The sequence below is a fragment of the Streptomyces fuscichromogenes genome (genome assembly GCF_014645815.1).
Lineage (GTDB): Bacteria > Actinomycetota > Actinomycetes > Streptomycetales > Streptomycetaceae > Streptomyces > Streptomyces fuscichromogenes.
Window position 1 is genome coordinate 1 of sequence record NZ_BMML01000048.1, and the last position, 16,126, is coordinate 16,126.

Annotated in this window: 12 protein-coding genes and 1 pseudogene; 7 read left to right on the top strand and 6 right to left on the bottom strand. The window is 69.7% G+C overall.

Going from position 1 to position 16,126, the window contains the following annotated elements:
* Positions 1-6,446 (bottom strand): non-ribosomal peptide synthetase (locus IEZ11_RS48135; protein ID WP_229713905.1); only part of this gene is annotated, 6,446 nt, incomplete at its 3' end.
* Between the two features lie 497 nt (positions 6,447-6,943).
* Here IEZ11_RS48135 and IEZ11_RS48140 point away from each other — a divergent pair.
* The 6 genes from IEZ11_RS48140 (at position 6,944) to IEZ11_RS48160 (ending at position 12,528) form a co-directional block, all read left to right on the top strand.
* Positions 6,944-7,885, top strand: a complete 942-nt coding sequence (locus IEZ11_RS48140) for a TauD/TfdA family dioxygenase (protein WP_189269452.1) — start codon at positions 6,944-6,946, stop codon at positions 7,883-7,885.
* A gap of 821 nt (positions 7,886-8,706) precedes the next feature.
* Complete coding sequence (locus IEZ11_RS48145; protein ID WP_189269453.1) at positions 8,707-10,110, top strand: NAD(P)/FAD-dependent oxidoreductase; 1,404 nt, start codon at positions 8,707-8,709, stop codon at positions 10,108-10,110.
* On the top strand, positions 10,111-10,242 hold the full coding sequence (locus IEZ11_RS52140; RefSeq protein ID WP_268239973.1) for a hypothetical protein: 132 nt from the start codon (positions 10,111-10,113) through the stop codon (positions 10,240-10,242). It begins immediately after the preceding gene.
* A 202-nt stretch (positions 10,243-10,444) separates the two neighbouring features.
* Positions 10,445-11,203 carry an SDR family NAD(P)-dependent oxidoreductase gene (locus IEZ11_RS48150; RefSeq protein WP_189269454.1) on the top strand — a complete coding sequence of 253 codons (759 nt, stop codon included), beginning with the start codon at positions 10,445-10,447 and terminating at the stop codon, positions 11,201-11,203.
* Between the two features lie 178 nt (positions 11,204-11,381).
* On the top strand, positions 11,382-12,281 hold the full coding sequence (locus tag IEZ11_RS48155; protein WP_189269455.1) for an AraC family transcriptional regulator: 900 nt from the start codon (positions 11,382-11,384) through the stop codon (positions 12,279-12,281).
* 7 nt (positions 12,282-12,288) lie between these two features.
* The gene (locus IEZ11_RS48160) at positions 12,289-12,528 is read left to right on the top strand and encodes a hypothetical protein (RefSeq protein ID WP_189269456.1); all 240 of its coding nucleotides are present in this window, start codon (positions 12,289-12,291) and stop codon (positions 12,526-12,528) included.
* Positions 12,529-12,579: 51 nt separating this feature from the next.
* Here the strand turns inward: IEZ11_RS48160 and IEZ11_RS48165 are convergent, their stop codons facing one another.
* The 5 genes and pseudogenes from IEZ11_RS48165 to IEZ11_RS52685 form a co-directional block, all read right to left on the bottom strand.
* On the bottom strand, positions 12,580-13,137 hold the full coding sequence (locus IEZ11_RS48165) for a hypothetical protein (RefSeq protein ID WP_189269457.1): 558 nt from the start codon (positions 13,135-13,137) through the stop codon (positions 12,580-12,582).
* 3 nt (positions 13,138-13,140) lie between these two features.
* Complete coding sequence (locus tag IEZ11_RS48170) at positions 13,141-13,353, bottom strand: hypothetical protein (RefSeq protein WP_189269458.1); 213 nt, start codon at positions 13,351-13,353, stop codon at positions 13,141-13,143.
* 16 nt (positions 13,354-13,369) lie between these two features.
* Positions 13,370-14,011, bottom strand: coding sequence for a thioesterase II family protein (locus tag IEZ11_RS48175; protein WP_189269478.1), 642 nt, complete (start codon positions 14,009-14,011; stop codon positions 13,370-13,372).
* Positions 13,897-14,856, bottom strand: coding sequence for a phosphopantetheine-binding protein (locus IEZ11_RS48180; RefSeq protein ID WP_268239974.1), 960 nt, complete (start codon positions 14,854-14,856; stop codon positions 13,897-13,899). Before IEZ11_RS48180 ends, IEZ11_RS48175 begins: the two co-directional genes overlap by 115 nt.
* Positions 14,846-15,160: pseudogene (locus IEZ11_RS52685) on the bottom strand (AMP-binding protein); the annotation flags it as partial. The pseudogene IEZ11_RS52685 and the gene IEZ11_RS48180, both read right to left, overlap by 11 nt.
* A gap of 312 nt (positions 15,161-15,472) precedes the next feature.
* On the opposite strand from IEZ11_RS52685, the gene IEZ11_RS48190 reads away from it, so the two are divergent.
* Positions 15,473-16,069 (top strand): TetR/AcrR family transcriptional regulator, encoded by a 597-nt coding sequence (locus tag IEZ11_RS48190; protein ID WP_189269460.1) that lies wholly within the window; start codon positions 15,473-15,475, stop codon positions 16,067-16,069.
* Positions 16,070-16,126 lie beyond the last annotated feature (57 nt).

A 16,126-nucleotide genomic window follows, 5' to 3' on the forward strand; every position in this document is an offset into this window, starting at 1 on the left:
GCCACGCCCGCGCCCGTGTCCGGTACGAACAGCGTCGCCCGGACCGGCACTTCCGCTGACAGATCGAACGCGTAGGACGCCGCTTCCTCCACCCGCGCCGTCAGATCCGCGGAAGCAACCGGCACCACCGACAGCACCTCAGCCGGAAGATCCTCCACAGCCAGCACAACCTGCCGAGGCCGGCCATCCACAGCGACATACCGAGTACGCAACACCTCATGACGCACCAGCACATCCCGCAACGCATCCCCAAGCGCCCCGACATCCAGGCCCCCGGTCAGCCGGTAAGCCTGAGAGATGCCGGACGTCGCATCCGGTGTCCCCATCTGGGTCAGGAACCACAGCCTCTGCTGGGCGAACGACAGGGGGATCTCTTCGGGACGGTGTCGCACCGGTCGGATCACGTCCCGGGCCGACGCGGCGCCGTCCAGTCGACGAGCGAGGCCGGCCGCCGTCGGTGCCTCGAACACCGCGCGAACGGGAAGGTCCACAGCGAAGGCCGACTGGATCCGAGCGACCAGCCGGGTCGCGGACAGCGAATGCCCACCGAGGTGGAAGAAGTTGGCGTCCGGCCCGACACGGTCGAGACCCAGGACTTCCGCGAACATCCCGCACAGGATGTCCTCCGCCGGACCGGCCGGGGCCCGGCCCCTGCCCGTAACTCTGGCGAACTCGGGCGATGGCAGACGACTGCGGTCGATCTTTCCGTTGCGGGTGAGGGGGATGTCGTCGAGCACCATGACGACGGCGGGCACCATGGCCGCGGGCAGCCGCCGTGCGGCGTACTCACGTACGATCTCGGGCAGTTGAGGTACGGCCACGCCGTCCTCGGCCTTCACGTAGGCGATGAGCTGCTCCTGAGCCGCCCGGCCCGCACGCATCGTGACGACCGTCTGCGCCACCCCGGAGCATTGGGCGAGGACGGCTTCGATCTCGCCGGGTTCGACGCGGACGCCTCGTATCTTGACCTGGTTGTCGGCACGGCCGATGAACTCCAGCTCGCCGTCGGCGGTCCAGCGGGCGAGGTCGCCCGTCCGGTAGAGACGTTCGCCCGGCGCTCCGAAGGGGTGCGCCACGAAGCGTTCCGCCGTCAGGTCCGGGCGCCCCAGGTAGCCGCGGGCCAATTGGCGGCCGGACACGTACAGTTCGCCGCTCACGCCTACGGGTACCGGCCGGAGTGCGGGGTCCAGCACGTAGAGCCGGGTGTTCCAGGTGGGGCGCCCGATGGTCGGTATGGTGCGTCCGGCGAGGTTGTCGCTCATGGCGACACAGACGGTCGTCTCCGAGGGACCGTATCCGTTGACCAGGACACGGCCCAGTGACCAGCGGCGGACGAGGTCCGGCGTCAAGGACTCGCCGGCCGCCACCAGCGTCACGCCGGGCAGGGCGCCGTCGGGTAGCAGCGCGAGAACCGAGGGCGTGAGGGTGGCATGGGTCACACCGTGCCGTCTCGCCAGGGCCAGGAAGGCCGGGCCGGGCAGCAGTTCGTCACCGGTCGCCTGCACGGCGCAGGCCCCGTTCAGCAAGGCCATGCATATCTCCCACACGGACGCGTCAAAGCCCGGGGAGGCGATCAGCAGGACGCGGCTGGCCTCGGTCACCCGCAGCCGCTCCGCCTGCACGCCGGCCAGGCCGGCCAGGCCGGCGTGGGATACCACCACACCCTTGGGCCGGCCGGTCGATCCGGAGGTGTGGATAACGTAGGCGGGCAGGTCCGGGTGGAGGAGGCCGGACCGGTCGGCGTCGGTGATCGGCCGGCTGTCTCCCTCATCGCGGAGTGCCGGATCGTCGACCGCGATCCAGTCGGGACCGGTGTGCTGGACGGAGCGTGCGGTCAGTACGGCCGCCGGGGAGACCCCGGCCACCAGGGAAGCGACGTGTTCGGCGGGGTGGTCGGGGTCGACGGGCACGTAGGCGCCGCCGGCCTTCATGACCGCGAGCAGGGCGACCACGAGTTCGGGCGAGCGCGGCAGCACGGTGCACACCATGGATTCGGGTCCCACACCCCGGCGGATGAGCAGCCGTGCCAACCGGTTGGACCGGGCGTCCAGCTCTTCGTACGTCAGCCGTTCGTCGCCGGACAGCAGTGCGGTCGCCTTGGGCATCCGCGCGACCCGGGCGGCGAAGAGGTCGGGAAGGGTCGCGCTGTCCGTGCCGGCCCCGGTGCCGTTCCCCAGCACCAGCAGCCGCCGGAGTTCGTCCTCTCCGAGGACGTCGATGTGGTTCAGGGGAGTGGGGTGCTCGTCGTCGACGGCGTCCGACAGGCGGGCGGTGGTCTCCTGAAGGAGGCGGAGGACGGTTTCGGGATCGATGGGCGTGACGGCCTGAACGGCGAACCGGAAGCCGTCGCCCTGGTCGTCGACCGAGACGGCGAGCGGGTAGTTCGTGCGCGAGGAACTGCCCACCGCCCGGACACCGGTGTCGTCGGCAGTGGACTGCGGAGCCGGCCGGGTATCGGCATGCTGGTAGTTCAGCAGGGCGGTGAACAGGGGGGCCGGCGCGGCCACCCCGCTCACGCGCTGGGCCGCGGCGAGCGACGCGTGCTCGTGCACCATCAGTTCGGCGAGTTGGGCCTGCATCGACGCGATGGCGTCCGGCACACTCACCGCGCGGATACGGACCCGTACCGGCAGCGTATTGACGAACAGTCCCGGTACCCGGTCGGTTCCTGTGCCCGCCCCGGCACGTCCAAGGATCAGGGTGCCGAAGACCACGTCGTCACGTCCGGAGATCGCGGACAGCACGCGTGCCCAGACGACGTGGAACAGCGTGGCGGGGCTGACCCCCAGACGCCGTGCCTGTCGTCGCACCCGCGCCGCCAACCGCGGGTCGAGGTGACCATCGGCCTCGAAGACGGTGCGACCGTCGCCGTGCACGTCGGCCACGCCGAAGGGCACGGTGGGCTCGTCGACGTCGCCGAGCACTCCGGCGAAGTACTCCTCGTGCTCCCCGGTCCGGGCGGCCAGCAAGGCCTGTCCGACGTAGGTGCGATAGGGCACCGGGTCGGGCAGTTCGCCACGCCCGCCGCGCAGAAGGGTGTGCACCTCCTGTTGCACGGTGTCGAGTGTGGTGTGGTCGGCGATCGCGTGATGGGTCCGCAGGGCCAGCATCCATCGTCCGGTGTCGTCCGGTAGCGGCGCCGTGTGGGCGGTCATCAGTGGTGCACGGCGCAGGTCCATGGGTCCTGCGCTTACGCTAAGCAGTGCGTCGACGGGATCGCCGTCGGACGGGATGCCTACCTCGGTGAGCTGCAGCGGGGCATGTCGGTGCACGACCTGGACCGGCCGTTTCAGGCCCTCCCAGGCGAATGCCGTACGCAGGATGTCGTGCCGGTCCACGACTGTCTGCCAGGCGGTGAGGAACCGGTCGAGGCGGGCGCGTGTGTCGAACTCCCACACCCGTGTCAGCACGTAGGGGTCAGCCGTGCCGTCGGTGTCGAGGCGGTGGTGGAAGAGGAGTCCCTCCTGGAGCGGAGCGAGAGGGTACACGTCCGCCACGTTGCGTGCGCCACCGTGCACGCCGGCTGTCAGCCGGGCCAGTTCCGCTTCCGAGAGCCCGGCCAGGGGCACCATTTCGGCGCTGAGGACGTCGGCATCCGGCGGGATCGATGATGCCGGTACGGCCGCCTCGGCACGCGCGGTCTCCACCGCCAGCCGGGCGGGTGTGGGTGCGACGAACATCGTGCGGACGTCGACCGGTACGCCGCGCGCCCGCGCCAGTCCGGCCAGGGACACCGCGAGCAGTGAGTGGCCGCCCAGGTCGAAGAAGTTGTCGTCCACCGCGACCTGCGGCAGGCCGAGGACTTCGGCGAAGAGTTCGCAGAGTACTTCCTCGCGGACGGTGGCCGGTGCGCCGCCCGCGCCGGTCACGTACCGGGGGGCGGGCAGGCCGGCCCGATCGAGCTTTCCGTTGGCGGTACGGGGCAGTTCGGGCAGGACCGTGACGGACAGGGGCACCATGTGGTCGGGCAGACACTGGGCGAGGTGCGCACGGAGTCCGGTGCCGGTGAGGCCGTCGCTGCCCGTGACGTAGGCGACGAGTCGTCGGTCGCCCGGCGTGTCCTCGCGGACGACTACGGCCGTATCCCGGACTCCTTCCTCGGTGAGCAGTGCGGCCTGCACGGCTCCGGGTTCGATCCGGTAACCGCGCACCTTCACCTGGTCGTCGGTCCGGCCCAGGAACTCCAGGACGCCGTCGGACCGTCTGCGCGCCAGGTCGCCGGTGCGGTAGAGGCGTTGGCCGAAGGCGAAGGGGTCGGCAACGAAGCGTTCCGCCGTCCGCCCGGCTTGGCCGAGGTAGCCCCGGGCCAGCCCGGCCCCGGCGGCGTACAGTTCTCCGGGCACACCGGGTGGAACCGGGCGGAGTGCGCCGTCCAGGACGTGAAGCCGGGTGTTGGCCAAGGGGCGGCCGATGGGTGCCGTGCCGCCGTCGCGATCGTCCCGGCTCTGCCACGTCGCGACGTTGACCGTGGTCTCGGTGGGGCCATAGTGATTGTGCAGGGGGACGTCGAGCACGGCGCGGAAGCGGTCTCTCAGGCGGGGGGTCAGCGCCTCGCCGCCGCAGAACACCGCACGCAGTCCCGCGCAGTCGGCCGCGTCGGGGACATCGAGGAAGGCCTCCAGCATGGACGGCACGAAGTGGGCGAAGGTGACGCGGTGCCGGACGATCAGGTCCGCGAGGTGCTGCGGGTCGCGGAACCCGCCAGGCCGGACAAGTACCACCGCCGCTCCCGCTGACAGCGGCCAGAACAGTTCCCACACGGACGGCGAGAAGACGAACGGTGTCTTCTGGAGCACCCGGTCCTCGGGCGCAAGCCGGTAGACGCTGTTCATCCAGGTGATCAGGTTGGTGATGCCGCGGTGTGTGAGCAGTACGCCCTTGGGGCGGCCCGTGGAGCCTGACGTGTGCAGCAGACAGGCCGGATGGTCCGGCAGCAGGGGAGCACGTCGGTCCGTGTCGGCGACCGGTGCGTCGCCGCCCTGCGGGACGGGAAGGTCGTCCATGGCCATGACGGCCGGCCACTCGATGTCGTCGGACAACGGGACCGACGTGTGGGTCAGCACCAGCACGGGGGACGCGTCCGTCAGCAGATCGGCTGTCCAGACGGTCGGCTGGCGCGGGTCGATGGGCAGGTAGACGCCACCGGCCTTGAGGACGGCCAGCAACGCGGTGACGAGGTCGATGCCGCTGTCGAGAACGACGGCCACCACCGACTCCGGTCCGACACCCCGCTCGATCAACGAGCGTGCCAGCCGGTTGGAGCGGGCCTCCAGGTCGGCCCGGGAGAGAACTGCGTCGTCCAGCACGACGGCGGCGACGTCCGGGTGGGCAGTGGCGGCCTCGGCGAGCAGGCGGGGCACGGTGGTCGCCGCCGGCGGGCCGGTCTCACCGGTGCCCGTGGCGTTCCATGTCACCACTTCCCGGTGGCGCTGCTCGGGTGTGAGGAGTTCGAGGCGGGCGAGCGGTGTGGCCGGGTCCGCGGTGGTGAAGGCTCGCAGGAAGACGGCGAGAGGTTCGGCGAAGACCGCTCGTGCGTCATCGGCGGCTTCGCCGGATCGGATGTGCACATCGAGTCGGCGGCCGTCCTCGCCGAGCACCAGGACGGCGTCCCCGCCCGGCGGGGGGACATAGGCATGGAGGGTCGCCCGTTCTCCGGCGAAGACGATCCCCTCGGTGGTGGGTGCCGTCCTGATGACCAGACGGTACGGCGGCTCCTCCACCACGACGGGTGTGGCCGGCAGGCGGGTCGCGGCATTGCGCAGGAGCGTCGCGACGTCGGCGTCGGCGGAGATGGACAATCGCAGCGGCACCGCGCGGCCCGTGGGATCGGTGTTCGGTACGGTGCCGTCATCAGCGCAAGCAGGCAGCTCGCGGTCCAGCGCGATGTCGCGTTCCCCGGTCAGCCGGCTCAGGTACGCGGCGGCGGCAGCGCACAGGGTGACGGGGTCGACCGCTCTGGGGAGGGTGATCGTGTGCCGGGTCGTCGGCAGGGGAGCCCGGGGCCTGTCTTCGAAGGTGAGGTTGCCGGTCGGCGAGGCACCGTCACTGGCGGTTGCGGCGCTGTCCCGCAGGGTTTGCACCGAGGGGAGCGGTGTGCCGCCGCCGTCATGGTCTGCTGTGAGGGCCGCGTAGATGCCGGCCAGCCGCTGGGCGACGGCCATGATGCCGCCGCTGTCGTGTACCAGACCGTGAGCCGCGTAGGCCCAGTAGTGGTACCCGGCCTCGTCGTGGAAAAGGGCCATGGCGGAGTTGGGCCCGGCGTCCGCGTCCAACGGGCGGGTGAGTTCCGCGGTGACCCACGTGCTGACGACCGCCTGCGGATCGGGCTCGGCGCCGAGTTCACGCAGCACCGGTACGACGGCCGGGCCGACGAACTGGCGGATGCCGTGCGGCGTGAGGACGAAGCGCAGGCGGCCGGCTTCGTCCTCGGCGAGCAGCAGATTCATGGCCCGGCGCAGCCGTCTGCCGTCCGCGACGCCGGGAATACGCAGGACGACGGCCGACCGCTGAGGTCCAGGGCACGTTGTATGCGATCTAGCCCAGGCGCGGCGCTGCAGAGGAGTCAGGCCGAACAGCTCATCGCTAGAAAACATGTGCTCTCACTTCGTACGAACGACGCTGGCAGCATGCCGGGGACCACCGTGCCGATCGTGCGCAAGCCCCGCGCGGGGAGCATCGGCGCTCGCCGCCGTTACGACGTGAACGGGTGCCGGGTGCGGCGATCTCGGCGGCCGGTGGGGAGACTTCACCTCATGCCGTCCGGGCGCGTAACTGTGGACAGCGCCGATCCGCCGACGCGCCGTCGTGCGTACAACGGTATCGGCACACGGGGAAGGTCAGGCCCGGCACAAACCCGGCATCCGGCGGTCCGGACCGTGTACCCGAGGCCGTACGGTGCAGCTCCGGGTGCCCAAGTAACTTTCCTGGTGTGAGGTGACGCTTTGTGAACGAGCACAGCGGCTGGGCGCCGCGTGTGGTGACGCCCGGGGTCCTCCAAGTGACGGCCACCCACGACGGGCTGCTGGAAGCCCTCGGCAACACCGCGCGGACGGCGGAACTCCTGCTGGCGGACAAGGCGCTGGTGTTCCGCGGCTTTGGAACGGAACCCCACCAGGTCGACGCGGTCCTGGAGCTTCTACTCCCCGACCGGCTCGCCTACGTCCAGGGCAACTCACCGCGCACCAAGGTAGGCCGGAACGTCTACACCTCCACCGAGTATCCCGCCGAGTACGTCATTTCCATGCACAACGAACTGTCCTATGCCGAGCGCTGGCCGTCGCGCCTGGCCTTTTACTGCGAACGGCCTCCGGTCACGGGAGGTGCCACCCCCCTCGTCGACGGCGCTCTGTGGCTGGCGTCGCTCGACACCCAGGTCAGGGAGTCGTTCCAAGGGGGGATCCGCTACACGCAGCAGCTGCACGCCGGTTCAGGCTTCGGCAAGAGCTGGCAGGCCACGTTCGAAACCGATGACAGGGACACCGTCGAGGCCTACCTGGCGCGGTCAGATGTGGCCTGGGAGTGGAGAACGGACGGAGGCGTCAAAATCACTCAGCAGCGGCCGGCCACCATGCGGCACCCGGCAACAGGGAAGGTGGTCTGGTTCAACCAATGTGACCAGTGGCATCCGGCCGGACTCGATCCGGAGATGGCCGCCGTGATGTCGGAGCTCATGACGGAGGACGAACTGCCGCAGTCGGTCACATTCGCCGATGGCACGCCCATACCGGCCGCATACATACGGCACATACGCGACCAGGGACTGGCGGCGGCAGTGGACGTCGACTGGCAGGTGAGCGACCTACTGCTGATCGACAACGTCGCGGTCGCTCACGGCAGGCGCGCCTATACCGGGCCCCGCCGCATTCTGGTGGCCATGTCCGGCTGAATTCCGCGCGATGGGTCCGCGGCGACGGTGCTGTGCACCGACACGGCAGGTGCAATTCCGGCCTGTGCTGGTCGGCTGCTGGCAGGGGCTGGGTGAGGATATGGATACGGCCGCCGTGATCATGAATGTCTGTGGCGGCGTATCGGAATCGGGTAGCCGTGGAGGCCGCGATAGCCCAGGGCGTCCAGGACCGGGTGTCCGGGGCGGCGATGGACACGATCGCGGGCTGCCTCGCGCGGCCTGAGATACGCGCGACCGCCGCAGAGATGATCAGCGGGCTGCCGGCCGAGGTGAACACCCGCGACTGCTGGACACCGGCCCAGGCGCTGAGACATCCCGATCCGCACCGGCTGCGGCACCCGCCGTCGAGAGCGAGATTCGACCACGACCCGCCGGACACCACAGCGCTCGCCTCGTCGTGCGTGAACGTGCACCTCAGGACGTGGTACTGGTCGTGGACGAGACCGGTGACGCCAAGTCTTCCACCGGCTGCGTGCGAGCCGGCCGCCGATAGCCCCGCGCTCTCAAGGGCGGCGACCTGCGCCAGGCCGGCAACACGCGCCTGGCTTCGCGTACCCCGCGTTTGCGGGGCTGGACGAAGTGCTCTGGACGGGCGGGGTGGGCGGCTGTCTCGGAGCAAACGATCACGCCCGGAAAGCGGACGACGTCTCAGCCTCGCGCGAGGGCGGACAAATTACCGATCAAGCCAACAGGTGGGCCGCCGGATGAGGGAGGACGGGAGTGATCGATGCCCCGGACCGGGCAGAGGCCCTCGGCTGGGCACAAAGGAAATTGGACTGTCGATGAGGACTGGAACAGACATGACGCGACGAACACGGGTATTGGTCATCGGAGGCGGTCCGGCGGGTTCCACCGCCGCCACGGCACTGGCCCAGGAGGACCTGCACGTACGACTGCTGGAAGGTGCGCACTTCCCGCGCTACCACGTCGGGGAGTCGCTGACCCCCTCGTGCCGCACGGTGCTTGAGCACACCGGTATCGCCGAGACGCTCGACAAGCACGGGTTCACCATCAAGCACGGCGGCGTCTTCCGGTGGAACTCCGACAGCTGGGTCTTCGACTGGGGCGCCCAGATCGGTTCGCGCTCCTGGCAGGTGGACCGCGCGGAATTCGACCAGCTGCTGCTCCAGCACGCGCGGGACAACGATGTTCTTGTCACAGAGGGCGTGACCGCCAAGGACGTCGCAATCGACGCGGACGGACGCCCGGTCGCCGTCACCTGCCTGGCGGACGGTGGCGAGCCGTACACCATCGACGACTTTGACTTCCTCGTCGACGCCACCGGCCGGAGCGGTCTGCTCAGCGCCCGCCACCTGCACAACCGGCAGCCGAACCCAGCGCTGCGTAACATCGGCATCTGGGGCTACTGGGAGGACGCCGCCTTGTTGCCTGACACCCCGAAGGGTGGCATCAACATCGTCTCCTCTCCCGAGGGCTGGTACTGGGTCATCCCGCTGGCCGGCGGGCGGACCAGTATCGGTTTCGTCACCCGCAAGGACTACTTCGGCGAGCGCCGGCCCTCCTACCAGACGCACGAGGAGATGTACCGGGCACTGGTCGAGGAGTCGCTCCCCGTGCACGGCCTGGTGGTCGGCGCCCGGATGACCGGCCCCGTCCGGGTCGAGACCGACTACTCCTACGTCGCCGAAAGCTTCGGTGGACCCGGTTACATGATCATCGGTGACGCCGCCGCCTTCCTCGACCCGCTGCTGTCCACCGGCGTCCATCTCGCCCTGTTCAGCGCGCTGACCGCCGCCGCATGCATTGCCTCAAGCGCCCGCGGCGAGGTCACGCAGGAAGAGGCCCTGCGCTTCTTCGAGTTCGCCTACCGCCGCTCCTATACTCGGCTGCTCGCCCTGGTGAGCATCATGTACGAGCGTTACCTCGGCAAGGACGGCTTCTTCCGCACCTCAGACCGGCTCCTCGGCGAGGCCCAGGATCGCGACGACTCGCTGTCCTTCGTGGAGATCATCGCCGGTCTGTCGGACCTGCGCGAGGCGGGCGACGCGAGCACCCGGGTGCTCACTGAGCGACTTACCGAGGAGGCGCTCAAGGTGCAGGAACGATCCGTCTCAGGCCATGACGGTCCAGGCAAGCCCGACTTCTCCTCCGTCCTGGACAATCCGCTCATCGACGCCGAGTCCGCTGACTTCCGCCTCGTCACCTCGCCACGCCTCGGCCTGGAGCGCACCGCGCGCGGCTGAATGCGCGAGGAGACCCGCGAACGGATCCGCGAGACGACCCCGGCTGTCCGCAAGATCGTGCACACCATCGAGTATCTCGACCTGGTGCGGCATTCGCCGCCGTTACGCGCCCGGGGCGCGCCGGGCGTGTAACGGTGGCGACCACGGATGTCCGACGAAGTGACCGAAGAGTGCTGAGATCCCTGCCGAACCCGGGGCGGTTCAGTCGTGCTCTGCGGCACGATTAGGCAAGGCAAGGGCAGGATCTTGCTATCGCCGGCCGGAGCGCCGCGGTTGCCTTGGAAGCACATTCCGTGTGGGGCCCATGAGGTTCCGTGTGTGCAGGAGGCAGAGTATGAAGGTAGCCGTGGTCACCGGGGCGAGTTCCGGAATCGGTCAGAGTGCGGCCGTCCAGCTTGCCAAGCGGGGCGTGGGAGTCATTCTTACCTACAGTTCCAACAGGGAAGGTGCGAAGGAGACCGTCGCGCAGATCGAGCAGCTTGACGGCACCGCGGTGGCTCTTTCCCTGGACATCGGTGACACTGCCGGGTTCCCTGCCTTCGGCGAGGCGGTAGCCGGCGCACTGGCCGGGGCCTTTGGGCGCGAGTCGTTCGACTACCTGGTCAACAACGCCGGTTTCGCCGGGATGGCGATGATCGAGGACACGGTCGAGCAGCAGTTTGACCGGCTGACCACCGGCCTGTTCAAGGGACCGTTCTTCCTCACGCAGACCCTGTTGCCGCTGCTCGCCGACGGCGGGGCGATCGTCAATCTGACCAGCAACTCGACACTTGCGCAGGTGACCGCGCCCGGCTACTCGGTCTATGCGGCGCTCAAGGGCGCCATGGCCGTGCTCACCCGGTACATGGCGAAGGAGTTCAGTGTCCGTGGCATCCGCGTGAACTCTGTCGCCCCCGGCGCGACCCGCACGCGTTTCGCCGACGACGCCTTCGCCAAGAATCCGGAGATCATCCCGGAACTGGCGCGCACCTTCGCCCTCGGCCGCATCGGTGAGCCGGACGACATCGGGATGGTCATCGCCATGCTGCTGTCCGAGGAAGGGCGGTGGATAACCGGACAGGACATCGAGGTCTCTGGTGGCCAGAATCTGTGAGACCGCCGGTTCTTGTGGGCAGCCGCGGTGGCTGTGTCTTGGGTCGGCGGAGCTTCGCGGCCCGGTGAAACAGCCGGGGCGTCGACTCCCGCGTCACGGTTGCCCCGGCACGGGCTCGGCGCTGTACGCAGGCGCTGCAAGGAGTTTTGGCCAGCCCGGTCCATGCAAGACTGCCACCATGCCTCTGGAGGAGATACGGAAACTGCTCGACCGGCATGCCCGGCCCGATCTCACCACGGCGATCGAGGGTGTGCAGGTATGCCGGTTCGGACCTGCGAGCGAGCCGGCTGCGGGCATGTCGGGAACCGTGCCCGCCGTCATCGCCCAGGGCGGCAAACGGCTGGCGCTGGGCGAGCACTTGTTTGAGTACCAGCCAGGCCAGTACCTCGTCACCACCGTCGACCTTCCGGTCACCGGACAGGTGATGGCCACGGGTGCGCCGACACTCGGGTTTGGGATGTCACTCGAACCCACCGACATCGCGGCGCTGTTGCTGGAGGCCGACCCACGTGATCTGCCTCCTGTGGCGGGTGACTCGCCGACCGGCATCGCCGTGACCCAGGCCCCGGAGGACCTACTGGAAGCGATCGTGCGCCTGCTGCGTCTGCTGGACAGCCCGGCCGACCGCGCGATCCTCGCCCCGATGATCAAGCGGGAGATCCTTTGGCGTCTCCTGCGCGGAGAGCAGAGCGGCATGATCCGCCAGATGGGTATGGCGGACAGCGGTCTGACGCACATCAGCCGTGCGGTGCGATGGATTCGCAACAACTACGCCGCGGCGTTCCGGGGCGAGGAACCGGCACGGGTCGCGGACATGAGTGTGTCCGCCTTCCACCGTGGCTTCCAGGCGGTGACGGGGATGAGCCCGATCCAGTTCCAAAAGCGCATCCGCCTGCAGGAAGCCCGGCTGCTGCTGGCCAGTCATCCCTCCGACATCACCGGCGTCGGCCTCACGGTCGGATACGTCAGCCCGTCACAGTTCAGCCGCGAGTACCGGCGCATGTTCGGTACGCCGCCGAACCAGGACGCGGCTCGACTACGCTCCCGGCCGGCCGAGACCGCCTCGGTCCTCCCTTGAGAGGTCTTTGCCGATCACCACCAGGTCCCGGCTGTGGGACAGCGAGAACTCCCCGGGCACCGAGGCCGACGCGGGCCGCCTGTGCGGCCCCCGGCAGCACGGGCAGGGCACGCGGGTGAAGCGGAGCCGGTCCGGGGTCACCCCGGTCACCCGAGACAGGACGGCGCGGAGCGCCACGTGGGCGAAGGCGTACGCCGCCCGGTCGGAGCCGTGCACGAAGGACGCCGTACGCCGCCTCTCGCGGTAGTCCAGGACCTAGAGGTCGAGCGGCGACGGTGCCGGGCCGGCGGTGGGGCCGTCAGGCACGGAACAGGAAGCCGAGGATCGCCTCACGTGTGGCGGGGGTGCCGAGGAGACGGTCTCGTTCGCACTCCACGACGACCGTGCCGGTGGCCGACGCGCCCGGCCAGTCCTCCCGGTAAGGATGGTCCCGGGAGATCACGTGGGGGGTCTCCCCGTTCCACCGGGGCGCGGTGTTGTTGTGGGCCGCGACGAGGTGGGCCAGCCAGCCGATGTAGTGGTCGACGAGCGGTGCGGCGGACTCCTCCAGGTCGTCGGTGCTCGCCACGTCTTCGATGAGCAGCCGGACAGCCGCGTGCCGAAGGACGCCGCGGATCTCGTCGACCGTGCGCTGCGGGGCCCCGTGCAGGGCGTCACCGGCGAACAGCCCCTTCGCCCGCACCGCGTCGAGCGCGGCGTCCATCGACGTGTCGCCGAAGACCTCGAACGTCCTACTGCACTCCTCCTCGATCTCCGAGGCGGGGCTCGACGCCCCGTTCAGGACGATCAGGGGCGGGGCGGAGCCCCTGGCCGCGGTGAGCAGGGCCGGCGCCTCCTGCGCCAGGTGGCCCGCCATGTATTAGCCGATCACCGCCGCGACGCGGGACGCGTCGACCTTCGACGCCTCGATCAGGTGACCGGCGTAGGGGCCCGCGTACAGGTCGTCGGGCATATCGTCCTGCATGGCGTAGCGGCAGTCGAAACCGGATTCCTCCAGTTCCAGATCGCTGACGTGCCCTGCCGCACGCCGTCCGGGGTAGTCGATGACGAGAAGCTGGTTGCGGCGGTCCATGACGGCTGCGGTCCTTTCACGCGCGGGGGAGCAGGGTGCGGCGGACGACCGCGAGCAGTTCGCTCCGGTTCGAGGTGACGTAGAAGTGGTCTCCCACCAGGCGGATGAACTCGACGGGGCCCTTGCTCAGCTCCGTCCAGCCGGACAGGCGGCTCTGGCTGACCAGCACCTCGTCCTGGCCGTTGATGACGGAGAGGGGGACGGACAGCGGTCGCCGTGGCGTGAAGACGTACGTGTCGGTGATCGCGGAGTCGGCGCGCAGCACGGGCAGCAGCAGTTGCAGCGGCTCTTCCGATTCCAGGATCTCGGGCGGGGTCCCGTCGAGGACGGACACGTCGGCCAGGAGCTCTTCGTCCGTCAGGGCGTGAGGCGGGTGCTCGGAGCGGGCGAGTTCGTGCGGGGCGTCGAAGCCCGAGACGAACAGGTGGCGCGGGGTGCAGCCGTGGCGCGCCAGCGTGTGGCTCAGCTCGAAGGCGAGGAGCGCGCCCATGCTGTGGCCGAAGAGCGCGAAATCCTGGCCCGCGTGGTCCAGCATCGGTCCGGTCAGCCGCGCGACGAGTTCGGAGGCGGACCACGAGGCCGGTTCGGCGACGCGGTGCTCCCGGCCCGGAAGCTGTACGGGGACGACCTCGATGTCCGGCGCCGGCCGGGGGCCCACTCGTAGCAGGCGCTCGCGCCGCCGCCACCATGGGGGAGGCAGAACAGCCGGACGGCCGGCTGGGTGACGGGCGGCCGGGGGGAGGGGAAGGCGAACCACGGGCTGCCCGTGACGGCGGGTGCGGCGGCCCCCCGGTCCGGCGTACGGCCGAGGCGTGCCCTGACCTCGCCGCCCAGCAGGCCGGGCGTGGGGTGCTCGAACAGCGACCGCAGGGGCAGCTCGACGGCGAGAGCGGCACGGATGCGGGCGACGAGTTGGGTGGCCGGCAGCGAATGGCCGCCCAGGGCGAAGAAGTCGTCGTGCACGCCGACGCGTTCGATGCCCAGTACGTGGGCGAAGGCCGCGCAGACCCCGGCCTCCTCCGGGGTGCACGGGGCCACGTGGGCGTGCGGGGCGGAGTGGGTGACCGGAGGGAGTGCCGCTCGGTCGCTCTTCCCGTTGACCGACAGGAGCAGGGCCGTGAGGACCATCACGAAGGAGGGGACCATGGCGGAGGGCAGCTGGCGGGAGAGCGCGGCCCGGATGTCCTCCGCGCCGGCCGGCCCAGCGGCGCAGGCGACGAGCCGGGGCTCGCCGCGTTCGGTGCGGTCCACCACGACTACGGCGTCGTTGACCCCCGCGCACTCCCGCATGCGGGCCTCGATCTCGCCCGGTTCGATGCGTTGGCCCCGAATCTTGACCCTGGTGGTCGCGCCGCCCGAGGAATTCGAGCTGCCCCTCCGGCAGGTGGCGGACCATGTTCCCGGTGCGGTAGAGGCGGGCGTCCGGCCGGTTGTCGAAGGGGGCGGGGAGGAAGGCCGCCGCCGTGCGGTCCGGGCCGGCCAGGTAGCCGAGGCCGACGCCAATCCCGCCGATGTGGAGCTCTCGGGGTACGCCGATGGGTACGGGCTCCCTGTCCTCGTCCAGGACGTAGACCTTGTTGTTGCGCAGCGGCCGGCCGATCGGGACGCGGGCTCCGCCGAGCGGGGTGTGCCGGGTGATCACGGCCTGGACGGCGTCGTCGGAGCACTCGGCCGGCCCGTAGGCGTTGGCGAGCGGCACCTCGGGGAACCGGGCGAACCAGCGGCGGCACAGATCGGGCGACAGGGCCTCGTACGGGTCGCGAGGAACCTCGGCCCGGGCGTGACGCTGTCGGCGTGGAGGCGCCACCAGCCGGCTCCGACAACGCGTCCGTACGAGCAGTCAGACAGGCGTAGAACTCACCCCGGAGACCTGACAGTCGACGTCGCACGCTTAAAGATCACCTAGCGCCACCGTCACCCGCGCGACAGGGCCGAGTGCCTCAAGTCGTTACTCAGCACGCCGACAACTCGCCCAGAAATGATGAAACCACCGCGCCTGATCCATTGCGCGTACGACTTGAAAACGACTTAACGAAAACGTATTGTCGAAAGTGAGATTTCGCTAGTCGCCGTACGAGCAGCCGGACTCAGACCCAGCAGTCGACAGGGGGACTCATCCATGAGCAAGCGAGCACCGGTCGCCAACCGGCGCAAGAGGCTGACGCAGGAGCGGGAGCGTGAAATCCTCGACGTCACGTTCGACCTGGTCGCCGAGGTCGGCTACGAGCAGGCGACCGTGGACGAGGTGGCCAAACGGGCGAAGGCCAGTACAGCCACGCTGTACCGGCAGTGGGAGAGCAAGCCCCGGCTGGTCATCACGGCGATGGTGGCCCGCAAGTACGCGCCCCTGCCGCGCATCGACGTCGGAAGCCTCCGCGATGACCTGGTGGCGCTGGCGCGCATGCTGCCTCCGCCACCCCCGCCCAGCGCCCCGAGCCTGGGGATCTGGCAGGCGGTCGTAGCCGATCCGGCGCTGGCCCAGGCACTGCGAGACGTCCTGTTCGCCCCCTACCTCGACGCATTGCGCATCATTCTGAGCCGGCATGTAGAGCGCGGGACGATCCGTCCCGACAACCCGGCCCTGGCGCACTGCGAAATGTTCCTGATGGGCAGTGTCTTCGTGGAAAAACTCTTCAACGGCACCGAGGCCGACGCCGACCAGGTCATCGCGGTCATGGACGCCCTGCTGCTGCCGGCACTGACCAGTGGCGGCTGACCCTTCTCATCCTGATGGCATCCCGGGGCCCGACCGCCCCATCCGCATACGGAACAA

Excerpts from the sequence above, each read along its gene's own strand:
- IEZ11_RS48145 (WP_189269453.1), top strand. The coding sequence starts at position 8,707 with ATGACGCGACGAACACGGGTATTGGTCATCGGAGGCGGTCCGGCGGGT.
- IEZ11_RS52140 (WP_268239973.1), top strand. The coding sequence starts at position 10,111 with ATGCGCGAGGAGACCCGCGAACGGATCCGCGAGACGACCCCGGCTGTC.
- IEZ11_RS48150 (WP_189269454.1), top strand. The coding sequence starts at position 10,445 with ATGAAGGTAGCCGTGGTCACCGGGGCGAGTTCCGGAATCGGTCAGAGT.
- IEZ11_RS48155 (WP_189269455.1), top strand. The coding sequence starts at position 11,382 with ATGCCTCTGGAGGAGATACGGAAACTGCTCGACCGGCATGCCCGGCCC.
- IEZ11_RS48165 (WP_189269457.1), bottom strand. The coding sequence starts at position 13,137 with ATGGCGGGCCACCTGGCGCAGGAGGCGCCGGCCCTGCTCACCGCGGCC.
- IEZ11_RS48170 (WP_189269458.1), bottom strand. The coding sequence starts at position 13,353 with ATGGACCGCCGCAACCAGCTTCTCGTCATCGACTACCCCGGACGGCGT.
- IEZ11_RS48190 (WP_189269460.1), top strand. The coding sequence starts at position 15,473 with ATGAGCAAGCGAGCACCGGTCGCCAACCGGCGCAAGAGGCTGACGCAG.